Annotated in this window: 16 protein-coding genes and 2 pseudogenes; 4 read left to right on the forward strand and 14 right to left on the reverse strand. The window is 40.2% G+C overall.

Annotated features, from left to right (window positions below; translation table 11 throughout):
- Positions 1 to 23: 23 nt before the first annotated feature.
- Positions 24 to 986 carry a helix-turn-helix transcriptional regulator gene (locus ACXAD1_RS24085; RefSeq protein ID WP_370221748.1) on the reverse strand — a complete coding sequence of 321 codons (963 nt, stop codon included), beginning with the start codon at positions 984 to 986 and terminating at the stop codon, positions 24 to 26.
- 104 nt (positions 987 to 1090) lie between these two features.
- Between ACXAD1_RS24085 and ACXAD1_RS24090 the strand changes: the two genes are divergently transcribed.
- A complete protein-coding gene (locus tag ACXAD1_RS24090; protein WP_206840969.1) occupies positions 1091 to 1570 on the forward strand; it encodes a GyrI-like domain-containing protein in 480 nt (159 codons plus the stop codon).
- Positions 1571 to 1590: 20 nt separating this feature from the next.
- A complete protein-coding gene (locus ACXAD1_RS24095) occupies positions 1591 to 2055 on the forward strand; it encodes a phage tail protein (RefSeq protein ID WP_474911233.1) in 465 nt (154 codons plus the stop codon).
- Between the two features lie 372 nt (positions 2056 to 2427).
- Here the strand turns inward: ACXAD1_RS24095 and ACXAD1_RS24100 are convergent, their stop codons facing one another.
- The 4 genes and pseudogenes from ACXAD1_RS24100 to ACXAD1_RS24115 all read right to left on the reverse strand — a co-directional run.
- Entirely contained in the window at positions 2428 to 3642 is a 1215-nt protein-coding gene (locus ACXAD1_RS24100) for a TerD family protein (RefSeq protein WP_474911234.1), read from the reverse strand.
- A 688-nt stretch (positions 3643 to 4330) separates the two neighbouring features.
- Entirely contained in the window at positions 4331 to 4867 is a 537-nt protein-coding gene (locus ACXAD1_RS24105) for an SMI1/KNR4 family protein (RefSeq protein ID WP_474911235.1), read from the reverse strand.
- Between the two features lie 20 nt (positions 4868 to 4887).
- Positions 4888 to 5085: an HNH endonuclease signature motif containing protein gene (locus ACXAD1_RS24110; RefSeq protein ID WP_474911236.1), complete on the reverse strand. Its 198-nt coding sequence runs from the start codon at positions 5083 to 5085 to the stop codon at positions 4888 to 4890.
- 58 nt (positions 5086 to 5143) lie between these two features.
- Positions 5144 to 5728 (reverse strand): annotated as a pseudogene (locus tag ACXAD1_RS24115) (T7SS effector LXG polymorphic toxin); the annotation flags it as partial.
- 170 nt (positions 5729 to 5898) lie between these two features.
- On the opposite strand from ACXAD1_RS24115, the pseudogene ACXAD1_RS24120 reads away from it, so the two are divergent.
- Positions 5899 to 6023 (forward strand): annotated as a pseudogene (locus ACXAD1_RS24120) (DNA/RNA helicase domain-containing protein); the annotation flags it as partial.
- Positions 6024 to 6280: 257 nt separating this feature from the next.
- Here ACXAD1_RS24120 and ACXAD1_RS24125 read toward each other — a convergent pair.
- Together ACXAD1_RS24125 and ACXAD1_RS24130 are read right to left on the reverse strand one after the other, a co-directional pair.
- The gene (locus ACXAD1_RS24125; protein WP_206840974.1) at positions 6281 to 6778 is read right to left on the reverse strand and encodes an LURP-one-related/scramblase family protein; all 498 of its coding nucleotides are present in this window, start codon (positions 6776 to 6778) and stop codon (positions 6281 to 6283) included.
- 159 nt (positions 6779 to 6937) lie between these two features.
- Positions 6938 to 7558, reverse strand: coding sequence for a LysE/ArgO family amino acid transporter (locus ACXAD1_RS24130; protein WP_370221741.1), 621 nt, complete (start codon positions 7556 to 7558; stop codon positions 6938 to 6940).
- 119 nt (positions 7559 to 7677) lie between these two features.
- On the opposite strand from ACXAD1_RS24130, the gene ACXAD1_RS24135 reads away from it, so the two are divergent.
- Positions 7678 to 9132 carry an aminotransferase-like domain-containing protein gene (locus tag ACXAD1_RS24135; RefSeq protein WP_474911237.1) on the forward strand — a complete coding sequence of 485 codons (1455 nt, stop codon included), beginning with the start codon at positions 7678 to 7680 and terminating at the stop codon, positions 9130 to 9132.
- 96 nt (positions 9133 to 9228) lie between these two features.
- Here the strand turns inward: ACXAD1_RS24135 and rlmH are convergent, their stop codons facing one another.
- The 7 genes from rlmH to walK all read right to left on the reverse strand — a co-directional run bounded on the left by rlmH (position 9229) and on the right by walK (position 16342).
- A complete protein-coding gene (gene rlmH, locus ACXAD1_RS24140; protein ID WP_206840980.1) occupies positions 9229 to 9708 on the reverse strand; it encodes a 23S rRNA (pseudouridine(1915)-N(3))-methyltransferase RlmH in 480 nt (159 codons plus the stop codon).
- A gap of 80 nt (positions 9709 to 9788) precedes the next feature.
- Positions 9789 to 9959 carry a CxxH/CxxC protein gene (locus ACXAD1_RS24145; protein ID WP_374940688.1) on the reverse strand — a complete coding sequence of 57 codons (171 nt, stop codon included), beginning with the start codon at positions 9957 to 9959 and terminating at the stop codon, positions 9789 to 9791.
- Positions 9960 to 10106: 147 nt separating this feature from the next.
- The gene (locus tag ACXAD1_RS24150; protein WP_474911238.1) at positions 10107 to 11336 is read right to left on the reverse strand and encodes a S1C family serine protease; all 1230 of its coding nucleotides are present in this window, start codon (positions 11334 to 11336) and stop codon (positions 10107 to 10109) included.
- Between the two features lie 250 nt (positions 11337 to 11586).
- On the reverse strand, positions 11587 to 12381 hold the full coding sequence (locus ACXAD1_RS24155) for an MBL fold metallo-hydrolase (protein ID WP_206840984.1): 795 nt from the start codon (positions 12379 to 12381) through the stop codon (positions 11587 to 11589).
- Positions 12382 to 12388: 7 nt separating this feature from the next.
- Positions 12389 to 13195, reverse strand: a complete 807-nt coding sequence (locus ACXAD1_RS24160) for a two-component system regulatory protein YycI (RefSeq protein WP_206840986.1) — start codon at positions 13193 to 13195, stop codon at positions 12389 to 12391.
- The gene (locus tag ACXAD1_RS24165) at positions 13182 to 14522 is read right to left on the reverse strand and encodes a YycH family regulatory protein (RefSeq protein ID WP_370221736.1); all 1341 of its coding nucleotides are present in this window, start codon (positions 14520 to 14522) and stop codon (positions 13182 to 13184) included. The genes ACXAD1_RS24160 and ACXAD1_RS24165 overlap by 14 nt, the downstream gene beginning before the upstream one ends.
- Positions 14519 to 16342, reverse strand: coding sequence for a cell wall metabolism sensor histidine kinase WalK (gene walK / locus ACXAD1_RS24170; protein ID WP_206840991.1), 1824 nt, complete (start codon positions 16340 to 16342; stop codon positions 14519 to 14521). Before walK ends, ACXAD1_RS24165 begins: the two co-directional genes overlap by 4 nt.
- Positions 16343 to 16347 lie beyond the last annotated feature (5 nt).

The raw sequence follows: 16347 nt of genomic DNA on the forward strand, positions 1-16347 counted from the left end.
TGGCAGGTTTTATCTTACTCTTCTTATGGACAGAATAAACTTAATCTTTCTTGCAAACCTTCTAAGATTTCTTCCGGCATCTCCCTGACCTTGATATCCCCTCCGAGGAAAAGCAGCCAATTGGTCATTTCGGTCAGCTCTTCTGAATTATTGACATTAATAAATGTCTTTAGAACGGCTGTTGTTTGGTAAGGATTTGTATAAGAAATGGATACTTTTAAAGGATGGTATTTTTTGAACTGGGCAATGGCCTGTGGGCCGAGTTCTAGGACAATATTGATTACTTCCTCCTGCTTGCTTATTTTTTCTAAAATGTTTTTTCTGCTTGCTCTTTTGCTCACAGGATATGGTTCGACATTGGTGAGATTGTCCACGGGGAAAATTTGTTTCTTTTCTTCCTTTAAGTCAAAGCCTTCAATCAGCCAGATGCTTTTTTCACGATAAAGGTGCAAGAGATAAATTGGATAAGACCTGATTCCCTTCTCTTCATTGATGGTGATCAATAAATAGCTATCCAAAAGAAGGGTTTGGATGAGTTTTTCCAGCATCGGATGAGGGAGATCCGACAGTTCAAGCAGGTCGGGATTATTGGGGTTAGTCCCTTCAAACAGCAGGATTTGATTTAATAGAACCAGGTCTTCCTGCTGGTTTTCTGAGATGAGGCCGAGCAGTTTTTCAGCCAAAGACTGACGGCTCTTTAGATAGGGGAGCTGCTGATTTCTTGTAGCCATAAAGGCAATGAACAGTGCTTTGATTTCATTATCGGTAAAGCGGACAGTGGGCAGGACAGAATTATTCATAACAAAATAACCACCATCTCTTCCAACTTCAGCGACAAGCGGCATCCCCATGGCTTCAATTTCCCGAATATCTCTAATAGCCGTTGAACGGGAGATGTTAAATTCCCGCATGATTTCAGAAATAGTAAAATGGGCGCGGTTATTGATATACCGCATCATCACATTGATCCGTTTAACTTTTTTCATCGGCTTCTCCTAAACAGTATCATTTTTTGACATGATTTAACGTTATTATAAACTTATCAAATGGGCAAATCATTTGAAATGATTAAAAAAGGATGGGTTTGAAAATGGCAAATTATACTCTGGAAGAAAAAGAAAGCTTTACCGTTCTAGGCATCGGAACTGAATTGAAGAGCGATTACACTGACTATGCCGGCATCAATAAGGAAAAGGCGGACTTTTGGCAGGCAGTTAAACAGGATGGCAGGCTCGATAAATTAAAAGCTGTAGCCACAAATGATTACATTTTTACCGTAAACGAAGCCGTAAATAACAAGATGATGCATTATGCAGGCGTCATGACAGATGAGTCGCTTCCAGAAGCATCCAGACTGATCCAATTCCCTAAAGGGGAATACATCGTTGTTAAAGGGGAAGCCGAGACATCTGAAATGTTGAGTAATATGCTTACGGGCATGGCCTTTGGTCAAGTCTTGCCGGAAGCAACGAATGTTGCCTATGTTGGCGGGCCAAATACAGCGGTTGAGATGGGCCAGCGAAACGGCTTAGTATTTGGTGAAATGTGGATTCCTGTTGTTAGGAAATAAGAAATAAAGGCGGGATGGCAATGTCCTATATGGTTGATTTTAAAAACGTGTCTGAGATTGGTTTAGAGTCTTCACCGGCAGTAGAAGCCCTTGCTGGTTTGCGCGCGAATGAAGCCCGTTACTTCATGACCAAATATAAGCATGAATTTACAGTTGTACCTGCCAGCGAAAGCCAGGAAACCCTTGAATATGTAAACAATATCTTGAAAAAAGAACGGGATATAGAGTTTGCAGCCAAACCTTTAGAAACGTCGCAATTTCAAGTCGAAAATATCAAATGGACCTATGTCTTTTATGAGGATGGCCTCAGTGTCAACGTTATGTATTCGGTTGATGATCCTAAGAAACGTGCCGTTGGCTTCAAGCTTTCTCAGGGGATGGAAGTACCAAAGGAGTTAGACGGGAAATTTAAGTTTGCCAGGCGGAAGTCTAAATTGGCGGGGGTTATTCGGGGATCGTTTTTTGTTATAAGAGGGGAGTATTAGGGTTAGAAATTATTCAACTCTAAGGACAATGAAACAATGATACAGACAATACATGTAGGCAATTACAAAACAGCACCTCTCCATTATATTAGGGGGTGCTGTTACTTTTTCGTAAAGTACAGAGTGTATAACATTATTGAATAGTTAGATTTTATAATATATGCTGTTCCAGAAAATATACCGGAAAGGAGGATAAGTAATACAACCATAATGGATATATTAATATGTTTGCTTTTATTCTTATAAAGTAAAAAATGATTATTATACTGATAAAAAAGCATTCATAATTAATATATTTTCCATAATTAGTTATCCTCCCTAGTATATATTTTAATCCGGGTTTAAGTATTTTTATTTATCATATTTCTTCTTTTATTTGTAATCATTTCTAGGACCTGCATCCATTACAACCTCTACCATATTGGAAGGCCCCATTCTGAGTTTAGGTCTATACTCAGAATCCGGTAAACTGTACAGCTCCAATGGACTTATGATTACTCCATCTGGCGTATTATGGAGGATTCCGGGCACGCAGGTATAAATGCGGTCATCATTGTTGGCATTTTTGGCTGATATCGTAACGGAGGTGCCGCTATGATTATCTATACTCATGGACACTTTGTATCTGTAGAAAGAACCCGTTCCATTAGACTGGGCAGAGTAAACGACAGGCACAACTGCCAGGATATCATTATTCAGCCTCAATTTAATTACTTCTGTCTTCGTTGAACTGTAATCTCTTCTAACATCCCCCATATGTTCAACTGCTCCGTTTGCAAAACTTTTAAGTGGAGGTGTGCCGCTTGCACCAAACATTGCGACATCGATCTGCCTGCCATTCTTTGTATAAACCAGAGCATAGATATCATAATCTGTTCCAGTTTTCCAAGATACCGTGGCTGTAATCGTTGGAGTTTTTTCAATGATCACCGGCTTTTGACCTTTGTCGAGACTGATTGTGCCCTTCACCTTTTCAAGAGTGATCGTGTTTTGGAAATTTTTGTTTTCGGCAGCAACAGGAAGAGACTGAACGGTCTTATTTTCAGCAGGCTTATTTTCCTCAGTGGAATCAACTTCCACACCGTAATTTTTACATAACCCTTCAAGCCCGGATTCAAATCCGCGCCAGAATGATTTTGCCTTTATCTGACCATTCCTTACATATAATTCGAAAACCACAATCCCATTTTCCTTTGTAAAACTCGATGGAGATAACTCGATGGTCGTATGACCCGTACATATATCTGCTTTTAAATTCTTTACATTCGAGAACCCCATGTGGCTATCTTCTGTCAGAGTAATCGCTATTTTATGAATGCCTGCAGGGACTTTACTCATATCAAATTGAATAGTATGTACTTTCCTATTCCCTTTATTTTCAGCCGGCAATAGAGCTGCTGCACCAGAAGGGCTCTCTGGCTGGTTATAAAAAATAATCCCGCTGTCTCCTTGTACCTTATCTGAATCTGTTAAAAGGAAAGCAGTTAAGGAAATATCGATCAAATGAGACATATCGTAGCTAACAGTGACATAACCATTTGGGGAACTTAAAACTGTATTTCCCCCCATTTGCAGCATTGAATTCAATTAAACCACTCCTGTTTCTCTATTTAAAAATTGTTGCAGATTCTTTATATTAAAATTATAATCTCACTGTAAATTATACCATTTTATTGAAACCATATAGGTGAAAACTACTGCAAATTAAAAAGCAGCCACAATATAGCAGCTGCTTCGAAAAACAGAAGATAAATCTTTATTACTTGAGGCTGAGGTTATAACCATATTTCTTTTAATACTTCATCTACAGAATTGCCAAATATGTTTGGATCTTCCTTTTTTATACATTCAATAAGTTTATTATTGTTTCTTTTGTCTTGATATCTACTTTAGATAGTATATTTCCGTATATACTTCTTACTTGGTCATTATTTAGAATCCTATAATGTAAAATTTCCATCCCATGATGATCCGTCCCAGCTCGTAGGTTGTCTTCAGTCCTTCCATGTATCTTCTACAGCTTTGGATGCACCCTCGATGACTCCAACAACCTTCTGCTCCTTACATCTCATTAGTCTTGCGGCAGAACCCTATAATGCTTCTGAATGAGTCCCGTGTCGAACACTTTGCTGCCTGCCAGCTCCAATTTACTTTCCTGGTTTCAGAGTCTTTGAATAGCCGACTCTGCTATATTTTCATTCAAAATTAAATAAATCTAAAAATAAATAAATGGCTATCCCGAAAGATAACCGTTTATTTATTTATTATTCTTACTCTATTTATCTGAGTTGTTTTCTAACTCTTTTAAAAAATCTGTGTCAATCCATACTTTTTTCACTTTATATCCTTCTTCTTTTGATTCCTTTATGTTATCTCTCTCAATAGAATTTAAAAATTCTTTAAATGTTTCTGCAATAATATACAAATCATTAATAGTCATTTTTTCGTCTTCGTATTTTTCTTCTTCATGATCCCAAAAGTAAACATTACCATATTTACCTTCTGATAAATTTAAACATACCAAATTCCCACCTGCATCTCTTCCAATTGGAATACAAGTATTTGGTATTCTATTTTTATATGTTTCAAATTGGCTTATTAAGTCCTCTTCTGACCCTAATCCAAACATAGATGTCAAAATAAACTTTTGCTCTCCATTTTTATAATAAGTACTAATGCTATTTTTTACATAACCACCATTATGGTGTCTCAAAAATTCAATGTAATCATTTGGTAACTCATACCCTATATTTTCAGAAAATGCAATTAATTTATTTTCATTAAATCCTTTATTTGAAACTATGTTGATCATAAAGCACCTCCGTTATTTTTCTATGGTCTAAGCCCTTTTCTAATCAATGAAGCGCCACCAGTATGCCTTACTTCTCCATGAATATCACTTGGAACCAACATCATTGTCTTTCCATCTTCTACGTGATGCCATGTATATCCTGCCGGAGTATTTTTGAGACCTAATAGAAAGTGCCTTCTTTCCTTTACCAGCCTGGCCAACCGTCGATACTTCCTCATGGAAATCCTTCCAAGTGAGAGCCTTTGGATGGTAATGAGATAGAGATAAGCTTCCGCTTTTGAACATGCTCGCCATTTTTTGAATGTACTGGTTCATGAGGTTTAGATCATGCAGGATAGGGTCCAGTGCAGCCGTTTCCCGATGGTCAAACTCCTCCAATTTTTGAACTGTTTCGCGACTTGAATCCTCGGCTCGCTTTAATGCCTGGATAAAACGGCCATCCTCCAGCTGTGGAAACGCAACAATATCGCTTACGGACTTCATGATTTCATTTGCTTCCTGTGTCAGCTCAGCAGTGATTTGAAGAGTGTTTCTTAGCCCCTGTTGGAGCTCATGCTCCAGAAATTCCTGACGGATAAAGCCTGAAGGGGAGGGTTCAAGATTACTCAATGAACCTATGAAACTTTTTAAGTAGGATCGATACTCGTCAATCCAGGATTCAAGGAATTGCAAAAATGGCTGGTGGCATTCCTGAAAAAAAGCGCGTATAGCCTGGCCGCCCTGGCCTTTGAACGCATCATCAAGAGAGATTAGTTCCTGGATGGAAAACTGGACTTGATTTACCTGCTCCTTAAGAATCGATAATTGATTGCTGGTTTCGTGGATTCCTGCAAGCAAGGAATCTACTTCAAGAACTTTCAACAGAATCAGCTCCGTATTAAAAATTCCATTTTCTTCTTAAAGGACTCGGGCAATTAGTTGAATAGGAATTTAGGCATGAAATAGTGTAAAAAGTTCCTTAGGAATTGTTTAAATATGCTGTGTCATCATTGATTCCGACTTAACAAATTGAGTGGCAAGGTAATCCGCATGCCAAGACAGATCAATCTTTAAGTGGCATTAAAACTCTAGCAAAAAGGACTCTGAGAAAGCACAAGCAGCAGCTGATCAAATTATACGCAATACTTACCGGACTCTTATGACCAGAGGACAAAAATTTGTACTGACCCTTAGTGGAATGCTTACTTTGAAGAACGGTTTCAGCGAACAAGAACTAATAATGATGTTTCTCCTGGAAGAGTATTGAAAGTGGCTGAGGATTGGGAGGTTTATTAGAAAGAGAAATAAAAAAGTAGGAAAAGTGCCTTTTCCCTTTATAACATCTGGGTTGGGCACTTTTTTTATTGTTATTACTTCTGTAAGGTTCACCGGATTCTTTTTAAATTCTTCTGCCTTTTATTATTTATTCCCACGTTACGGTGTCGCTGCGGAGGAAGCAGCTGCCTGGTCGGCCTTCACACAATCAATTGCAACAACGAGTGCTATCATGATGGCTTCCATCTCTTCATCTATAATTTGAACCTTGTAGCTGTCGCCCCAAGTAAACCACTCCTTGCTCACTTTCCCTGCAACTTCGCCATGCTGTAATACCTGAAAATCCATATCCCACCAATTACCTTGTACTTCAATGCCTGCCGAATCAATCGTATAGCGTGCTTTAAAGAAGGATAACTCCTTCTTAATCGTCAGCACCTCTCGACCATTTACCTCAACAAAAAATTTCGGTAAAAAGCTAAACACCTTTTTCGTAATGAGGGCTATTTCATCTCTTGCTGTATTCATAATGGAGAATGTCTTTGGAATTTGCATAAAACTTCCCTCTACATAATATACATCGTTCTCCTGCTGGTCCTTTACTGTAAATTTGCCACTAAGACTAAACACCTTCTGCTTTATATAAAGTTGCCTCACTTTATGACCCCCTTTTTATATAGCATATTACAAATTAGTATAATCTTGTTCTAACTGTTATGAAACATCAAGGAAGACCACCATGTAACTATTCGGATTTAAAAGCGGCTTATGATACGGTTCACTTTGCATTTATGGTAAAGCTTCCTAAAGTTCATGCTAACTTAATAATGAATACAGTTGATATCCCATATAAATAGCCATAGCCCATATAATAAGAGCGGAAACTTGATTCATATATTTTAAGAACTTACCATTTTTATCAAATTGACCAATCTTCCTTCCAGAAATCGCTAAGAAAAAGAACCAGATCCAAGAAATCATAATACAAGCCACGGTAAACACCCATTTCTCAAATCCTGTATAAGCCAATGAACTAGTTCCTATAACTCCAATAGTATCCATAATAGCATGCGGATTAAGTAATGAGACAGAAGCAGCAAAAGTAACCTGACGACGTGCAGAAAAACGGTTTTGTTCTTGATTAGCGTTTATTTCCGGTGTATTTTTCCACATAATCCAACCCATATAGGCTAAGAAAAAGAATCCTACTAAAAATAACAAAATCTTTAACCATTCAAAACTAAAAACAATAATGGATACCCCGGCCACAGCTAAATAAATCAGTATTGTATCACAAACCCCTGCTGTAATAATTGCAGGTAAAGCATTGGTGAATTTGTTGTGCGTCGCTCCTTGATTAAATACAAATACATTTTGAACTCCTAAAGGTAAAATTAGTCCAAATGCCAATATCATTCCATGAAATAATGGTTCCATTATGATTCCCCCTATTCTTATCTAGAATAGCTAAGGACGAGTCATATGTCTCCAACCAATTGGATGGGAGTCTATCCAACCATTTGGTATAATTTTAAAAAAGTGATTGGAGATAGCCTATGTCTGAATTAGATTGGAAGCCAGAAAAAAATTCATCCGTTCCTTTACATCAGCAAATATATGATTTTGTGAAAAACAAAATAATGAACGGTGAATGGACAATAGGCACTAAAATACCACCACAAAGAAATTTAGCAAAACGATTTCAAGTAAATCGCAGTACCATTGTAACTGCACTTGAAGAACTGGCTGCCAATGGATTAATTGAGTCTAAGGTTGGAAGCGGTACTAGGGTGATTAACAATACTTGGAGCCTGCTTGCTTCCACTCCTCCTCCAGATTGGATCAGTTATGTAAAATCCGGTATCCATAAACCAAATATAACGATCATACAAGAAATTAATAAATCCGAAGCAGACCCTAATATGATTAGGCTTGGAACAGGAGAACTTTCACCAGACTTGTTACCCAATAAAAAAATGGGGCAAATACTGCAAATGGATAATGAACAGTCTTTATCTCTTGGATACATGGAGCCTAAAGGAAGTCTATCTTTACGTAAAACGGTAAGTGCATATTTAAGAACAAAAGGAATTAAAGCGTCACCCGAATCAATTTTAATTGTTTCTGGAGGACTCCAAGCATTGCAATTGATATCAATTGGATTATTAAAAAGAGGATCAACAATACTTCATGAATCACCATCCTATTTGAACTCAGTACATGTATTCCAGTCGGCTGGAATGAATTTATTGGGTACTCCCCTTGGAAAAGAAGGAATTAAAAGTGACTCAATTGGACGTATGAAGCGACAACATCATGCGGCTTTACTCTATACGATACCCACTTTTCATAATCCAACAGGCACATTAATGTCTGAAAAAAGGAGGCTTGAATTAATAAAGGTTTGTCAAAGGGAGTCATTACCTATCATCGAGGATGATGTTTATGGTGATTTATGGTTTGAAACCCCTCCGCCAAAGCCTTTGAAAGCTAATGACACACAAGGAAATGTCCTGTATATAGGAAGCATGTCCAAAACATTGAGCCCAGGTTTACGAATCGGCTGGATTGTGGGACCCGAATCTGTTATTGAACGTTTGGCAGATATAAAGATGCAAACAGATTACGGGTCAAGTTCCTTATCACAATATGCTGTAGACAAATGGCTTCGTAGTGGTATGTATGAGGGTTTCTTAAAGGAAACGAAAGAGGAATTAAGATTCAGAAGGGATTTCACCATTCAAATTTTAGAGAAATGTTTTTCCGAGATAGCAGCATGGAGCATCCCAAAAGGTGGATTTTATATCTGGCTTAAATTACTAACAAGTGTTTCCACCCGAAAGCTATTTAACGCAGCCCTTCGAGAAGGAATTTTATTAAACCCGGGTAGTGTGTATGATAATAATGATGATCAGCACCTTCGTATTTCCTATTCATATGCTTCAATGGATCAACTAGAAGAAGGGCTGGTTTATTTAGCACAACTTATTAAAAATTCTTCTATGAATTGAATTTTATTGAGGATACCGTAATAACGGTATCCTTATTTTTATTAACGTCTATATATAAGTTTTTATCTAGGACAAGTTTAACTTTTTGTTTTACCACTATTTGTGATACGGTTCCCCCCGATTAATCCGAAAAGCCCTATAAACCTGCTCCAACAAGATCAGCTTCATCAACTGATGCGGAAACGTCATCTTCGAAAATGACAGCTTATCATCCGCCCGCTGCAAAACCTCCTGGCTCAATCCAAGAGACCCGCCAATGACAAATGCAATCTTGCTCTTCCCATATGTAGCCAATTTATCCAGATTATCAGCAAGCTCTTCCGAAGATTTCATCTTCCCGTCTATTGCCAAAGCAATAACATGGGCATCCGGATGGATCTTCGCCAGGATCCGCTCACCCTCTTTTTGCTTCACCTGAATCATTTCCGTTTCACTTAGTTCTTCAGGGGCTTTTTCGTCTGGAACCTCAATGATGTCCAGTTTAGCATAGGCCGACAGTCTTTTCAGGTATTCGTCTATTCCCTGCTTCAAGTATTTTTCTTTTAGCTTTCCGACCGTAATAATAGAGATATTCACAGCATGTCCTCACTTTACAAACAAGATATCCACAGAAGTTATCCACATGTCCACATTTTTCATCCACATCTTGTATGGGATCATTCGTTCGCTACAACATATATTGCGTTATTTTGACAATATTCACAGGTTGTTGATAACTTTTTATCCTCTTCAAGTTTTGTTAATTGCGGGAATGTTTCGTACTCATCAACTACTATATCTATTGCCAGATCAACGTGTTCGTCACAGCAGTAAATCATTTTCAGCATGCTCCTTTTTAGGCTGGCAGCCTGTTTTTTTATCCGATCTGTGGATAATTTTTAATTTCTTCTATGTATATAAGTTATCCACATCTCATCTTAACAAAACAACAAAAAACAGGAAAGCGATTCCCGCTTTCCCATTTAGTCTTTCCATTAAAATGTCTCGCCGCTCAGCTTCATCGTTACTTCCTGAGTTTTGCCGTCACGGTAAAACTTAATTTTCATCTGGTCACCCACTGATTTCTTCGTATACAGATGCTGACGCAATTCGATGATGTCTTTGATTTCTTGTCCATCCATCTCGACGATCACATCCATTTCCTTCAGTCCTGCCTGTGCAGCTGGAGAGTTCGGTTCAACGGAAGTGATGGCCACACCTGCTTTAACATCCTTAGGCAGTTTCAGCGCTTCCTGCTGGTAGTAGCCAGGAATTTCATTGACCGATGCCAGTTGTACACCCATATACGGACGTTTTACTTCTCCGAACTTTTCAAGGTCATCAATAACTGGACGTGCATAGTTAATCGGAATCGCTAATCCAATTCCTTCTACTGCACTCTCCGCAATTTTCATGGAGTTAATGCCGATGAGCTGGCCGCTGATATTAACCAGCGCTCCGCCGCTGTTACCCGGGTTGATGGCGGCGTCTGTCTGCAGCACCTCAGCCTGCCAGTCAACTGTTCCATTTTGATCGATATCAACCGGTATGGCACGCTCCAAGCCAGAAATAATTCCCTGTGTGACAGATCCGGAGAACTGGCCAAGAGGGTTCCCGATGGCAATGACAGGCTCGCCTGGCTTCAGTTTGTCTGAATCGCCGAATTCGGCAACTGTTTTAATTTCCTTTCCTTCTACTTCAAGCACTGCAAGATCCGTCCAAATGTCGCTGCCAACCAGTCTCGCGGGGAGCTTGGTGCCATCCTGCAGACTTACCTCCAGCTCTTGAGCGCCTTCTACCACATGGTGGTTTGTCACGATGAAGGCTGTATTTCCTTCCTTCTTATAAATAACTCCGGAACCTGTTCCGGCGGGCTGGCCGGCACTGCCGTTTCCTTCATTCGACCAAAAGCCGGCAGTCTGGATGTTCGTAATGCTTACGACCGCATCCCCAGCTTTGTCGACCGCTTTAGTTACATCTGTTGTCACATCAAGTGAGACATTCTGAACATTGGCGTTATTGTTATTTTCTGCTGATTCATCCTGCAGCTTTTCATCCGGTTCAACCGTATAAGGGAGCACGTTGTAGTCAGATAGCTTTGGCACCGCAACCACGACCAGGATGGCCCCTAATATGACTCCAACAAGGCTGGCCAGAAAATATCCGCCCTTGTTGCCTTTTTGCCCTTTATAACGGTTCTGATGATCTTGATCATAATAGCCCAAACTGCACCCATCCTTTCTTTCATTTGCAAAAAACCGCTGTTAAAAAAGCTCTTTTTAAAAAATAAATGCTAAAATTTAGTCTTCCTTTATACCCAATATTATACTCTCCTGTTTTTAAAAATCTAATAAAAACGCACTTGCTGCAGCAATCTTACGACTTTGTTCATACTTTTTTTATATTTTTTCAAAAAAAGAAAAGAGGAACACACGGAAACGGCTGTCTCTCTGTGTATTCCTCTTCTGGTTATATTTAAACGGCTGTTAAAATCGTTGGGACCTTCGGATCGGTATCATAAAGGTCGAATTGTTCACCGACAATGATCCCGCGGCTTTCAAGTGTCTGTGATACGGACATTCTCGCCAGATCCTTAATATTGTTATCCTGGCTTAAATGGGCCAGATAAAAGCTCTTCGTCCGGTCGCCGGCCACTTCGCTCATCGCAAGGGCTGCATCCTCATTGGATACATGTCCGACATCGCTTAAGATCCTTCTTTTTATATTCCACGGGTAGCGGCCCATGCGAAGCATCTGGACATCATGATTGCTTTCAAATACATAAGCCTCCGCATTCGAAATCAGGCCTTTCATGCGGTCGCTGACATATCCTGTATCGGTGATCAGCACAAGCTTTTTCCCATTATGATGGAATACATAAAACATGGGATCGGCCGCATCATGGGAAACCCCAAAGGATTCAATATCAAGGGCTCCGAATGTTTTCACCGTTTCCATATCAAAATGAAACTTCTGGTCAACCGGGACCTGTCCAATCAGTCCGTCCATGGCCAGCCATGTTTTTTCATTCGCATAGATCGGCAGGTTATACTTCCGGGCTAGAATCCCGACACCCTTAATATGATCGCTATGCTCATGGGTCACCAGTATCCCTGAAAGCTTGCCGATGTCCCGGCCAATATGCTGAAATAATCCTTCCATTTGCTTCCCGCTTAATCCGGCATCAACCAGAAAGGAATGTTCCTCCGTCTCGACAAAGATCGCATTCCCAGTACTGCCGCTCGCGAGAACGCTGAATTGTAAAGACATGTTCTCCTCACTCCACTATTTTTTTCTCCTCGTTGTTCAGCTTAATGATTTTGCCCTCAAAGGCATCAACAAATAAATTCTCCTCGTCATTAATGACAAATCGCCAGGCAGGCGTTAACAATTGCGAAGAGCTCAAATGCACAAAGGTAAAATAACCAAGCTCTACATTTGTAATTTTTGACTTCGGCTGCAGTGAGCCGTTCTTGTAAAGTGTTTCAACTGCCTTTATCGGCTGAATGACTTTTTCACTTTCTTCCTTCGACTCAATCTTTGTCAGGAGCGTCTGCTTATAAGAGACAATTTCATTTTCATCATTTAAATAAAATGTGAGCTCGCCATTTAAATTCATATAAAACATCTTGCCTTCAAATTCCTGATAATACGTAATTTTATTACTGTTTTCAGGTTTCTCCCAGAAGCGGTATTGTTCGCCGTATAACACCCTGTTTTTGATAAAAGCGGATAATTCGGAAGGACTGAATTTATCACTGATCTTGATCGACTCGTCCAGGACAGAATTCAGAGTTGTCCCTTCTGTAATCGTAATTTCCTGGCCCTCCAGCCTTGTATCTCCTTCAAGGTCTTCAATATCAAATTCCACCGGTTTAGCCCTCAAATACCGGTCTTTCGGGTTACTTTTAGGAAGGGGCTCCTCAAATGTGATATCCGCACTCTTAAGCTGTTTTTCAAGGGATGCTTGTGCAATCGGTTCAAATTCACTGGCTTCCTTCAATTTGAAAAACTCATACATCAAATAAATATCCAGCACCAGGAAGGTTAGAATAAAGATTGTTTTGATCTTACTCCAATCCATTATTCATGCCCCCTGTCTCATCAAGCGAAATGCTTTTCCAAGTTCCTTCATACCGGTAGTACCAGGAAGGCTCCAGACGGATGAAGGTAGTCTGAGCTTCCTTGACCAGCATCATCTTATATCCCAGCTTTACATTCTCCAGCAATTCCGGATCAAGCCCTTCCAGACCTAACAAGTATTCCAATACGCGGGTCCCCGAACTTAGAGATACTTCTGATGGCTGTTCAGCACTCAGTCCAAGCTGGAAATTGCTCCGAAAATATTCGTAAATTTCATTTTGCCCCCAAATCTGGCGGATTTCAGAAATTTTCGGATCATCGCTGAAAATTGGATAACCTGCCGAATCATACATCCTGAATACCACTCTATGATTCAGCTCATCTATTTCGGCAAATTGGTAATTGTCTGTCCACCCAGAATGTCCGTTAATGTAATCAATGCTCCTTTTCAGCAGGTCGCCTGACGGAAAGGTCGGGTTATCCCCGGCAGCCGGCTTTACATATCGAAGGGTATTTTTGTCGGAATTTACCCTCAACAGGCTTAAGGTATCATTATACTCATCCTCTGATTGCTGAAAGCTTTTCTGTACGACACTTGGATCACTGAATAGAGCATTTTTATATTGTTCAGAGTCCAATTTTTTCTCCAAATACTGATATCTCACCATTTTTGTATCCTGTGAAGGCAGGAAAATGGTCCTTTCATCAGATGGTTTATATGCAAAATAGGCTTTATATTCAGGGTTGTACTCCGATAGATTGAAGAATTGACTTTTGAAATTCTGAATAAAGGAAACAGGCACACGGCTTCTAAAGACCTGCCGGTTATCCATAGATACAAAATCGACAATTCCATCCTTTTTCTCCAATTGCCTAGTATCAATGACAATATGGTCAAACTGAAAATTAGTCAGATTTTTATCAGCAATTTTAATTACTGATTTGTACAATTCAATCGGAACAGAATCCGGAAACGCAAGAACAGCTTTTCCTTCATCATGGACAAACGAAGGAAGAATGCCCGCTTCCTCTGTGATATTTTCAAAGTCAGCAAAATTCCACTCGCTGATTTCTTTCATGATTTTATCAATTTCACCTGGACTGACTGTTCCAAAGGTCTTTTTCTCCCCGAGATGGAATAAGAGGGTGTCCGGTCTGACAATCTGATTCACTTCTTTTTTTTCCGCTATTGTTACTTCCTGAACGGTATTTGCTTCTTTTTCAATCCGTTCAAAGTTCGGCTGGTAGGTCCAAAGGTTCCAGGTCAGGAGGGCGCTTGTCACTACTAGAATGGTCAGTATGATGGTTTTTATATTTTCATAACTCATTCCCAATCATCCTCTTCCGAGCGAACATATGGAAGGCTAAATGAAATCGTTGTCCCTTTCCCTTCTGTACTCGCTGCCCAAATTTTTCCGCCATGCGCTTCCACCATTTCTTTCGCAATGGCCAATCCGAGGCCTGTTCCGCCAAGCTTTCTCGTCCTGGCTTTATCCACCCGGTAAAAACGCTCAAAAATCTGATCAATATTTTCTTTTGGTATCCCCACACCCTGGTCTGAAACGCTGACAATAATAAATTCATCCTTTTCCTCAATGCTGAAGGTCACTTTTCCGCCTTCCGGAGAGTATTTAAGTGCATTCGAGATGATATTGTCCAGCACCTGGGTGAGCTTGTCTTCATCTATTTCCACAAAAGCTGAATGGTCCGGAAGTTTCCTTTCAAATGTAACATTCTGCTGCTTCGTCATTTCAAAACGGTCTATAATTCTATTATAGAAGAAAATAAAATCAGTCCAATCCTTGGTCAAGCGATAATCCTTGCTGTCCATTTTAGACAGCTGCAGCAAATCATTGACCAGGCGGATCATCCGCTCTGTTTCATTTTGGGTGACATCCAGGAAGTTTGGGGCAATCTCCTCATCTCTCCAGGCACCTTCCGCAAGAGCCTCCAGATAGCTTCTCATCGTTGTCAGCGGCGTCCTGAGTTCATGAGATACATTCGCCACAAATTCGCGGCGTTCCATGTCAATTTTCTCCTGCTCAGTAATATCATGCAAAACGGTAATTAAGCCGTTTACAAAGCCGGTTTCTTTTTGGATAACCGAAAAATTAGCGCGAAGGATCAGTGTTTTCGATTTGCTGCTGTAATCCAGGATAACCGAATCGCGCTCGTTCAATAGCTCTTCAAAGGTATAATCTTCTTCAAGGCCGAGCAAAGAAACAATCGGAGAAGACAGGACCGTTTCACGTGAAACATTCAGCATTTTTGCTGCAGGCTCATTAATTAAAATCACACGCCCTTTGCGGTCGGTTGCGATGACTCCATCGGTCATATAAGAAAGCACGGAGGACAATTTGCGCCGTTCGCCTTCTGTTGTAGCATGAGCTTCCTGAAGTTTCTTTGTTAAACTGTTAAAGGTAATGGCCAGCTGACCAATTTCGTCATACCCATACACCTTAACCTTGCGGGAGAAGTTCCCTTTTGCCATGGCAAGCGCCTGTTTCCGCATATCTGAAATCGGACGTGTCACCGTCTGGGCAAGGAGTATGCCCAGAATCGCTGTGATTGCTAACGCAATGGCTATACCGGTAGTGAAAATATTATTAATCTGCCTCATCTGTTCATAGATGTTCTCGATTTTAGCAACCAGATAGATGGCTCCATTGACATCCCCGTTATTTTTAATAGGCGTGACGAGAACCCATATCCGTTGCCCTTGGTCAACCAGATCCTCCGTTACCGGCTGCCTGGTGGCTATGGCCATTTTGATCAGATTATCAGTAGACCTCCCCCCGACAACCCCCTGATTATCGGGATCGGAGGTGCCAAGTATTTTCAGTGATTCATCAACCACACGGACTTCGGATATATCCGCCGAGTTGTAATCACTTAATAGCCTTCTTATATCTTCCTCCTGGGATGTTGCTTCCTCATCAGGAATCCTCACCTTGGTCATTTGTTCCTCTACATAATAGGTGAGAAGGTTAACCCTCTCCTGAATGGCATCCTTGAAATTGTCCTTTAAGGTCGTCTCCAGCTGCCTGACAAAGTAGACCCCGATAATCTGCATGGCTACCAGGATGAGAAGTACATATATGATCACAAACTTCAAATGAATGGACCGAAAAAAACCAACCTTTTCCATGTACC

The sequence above is a fragment of the Cytobacillus sp. ABV4_503 genome (assembly GCF_056158445.1).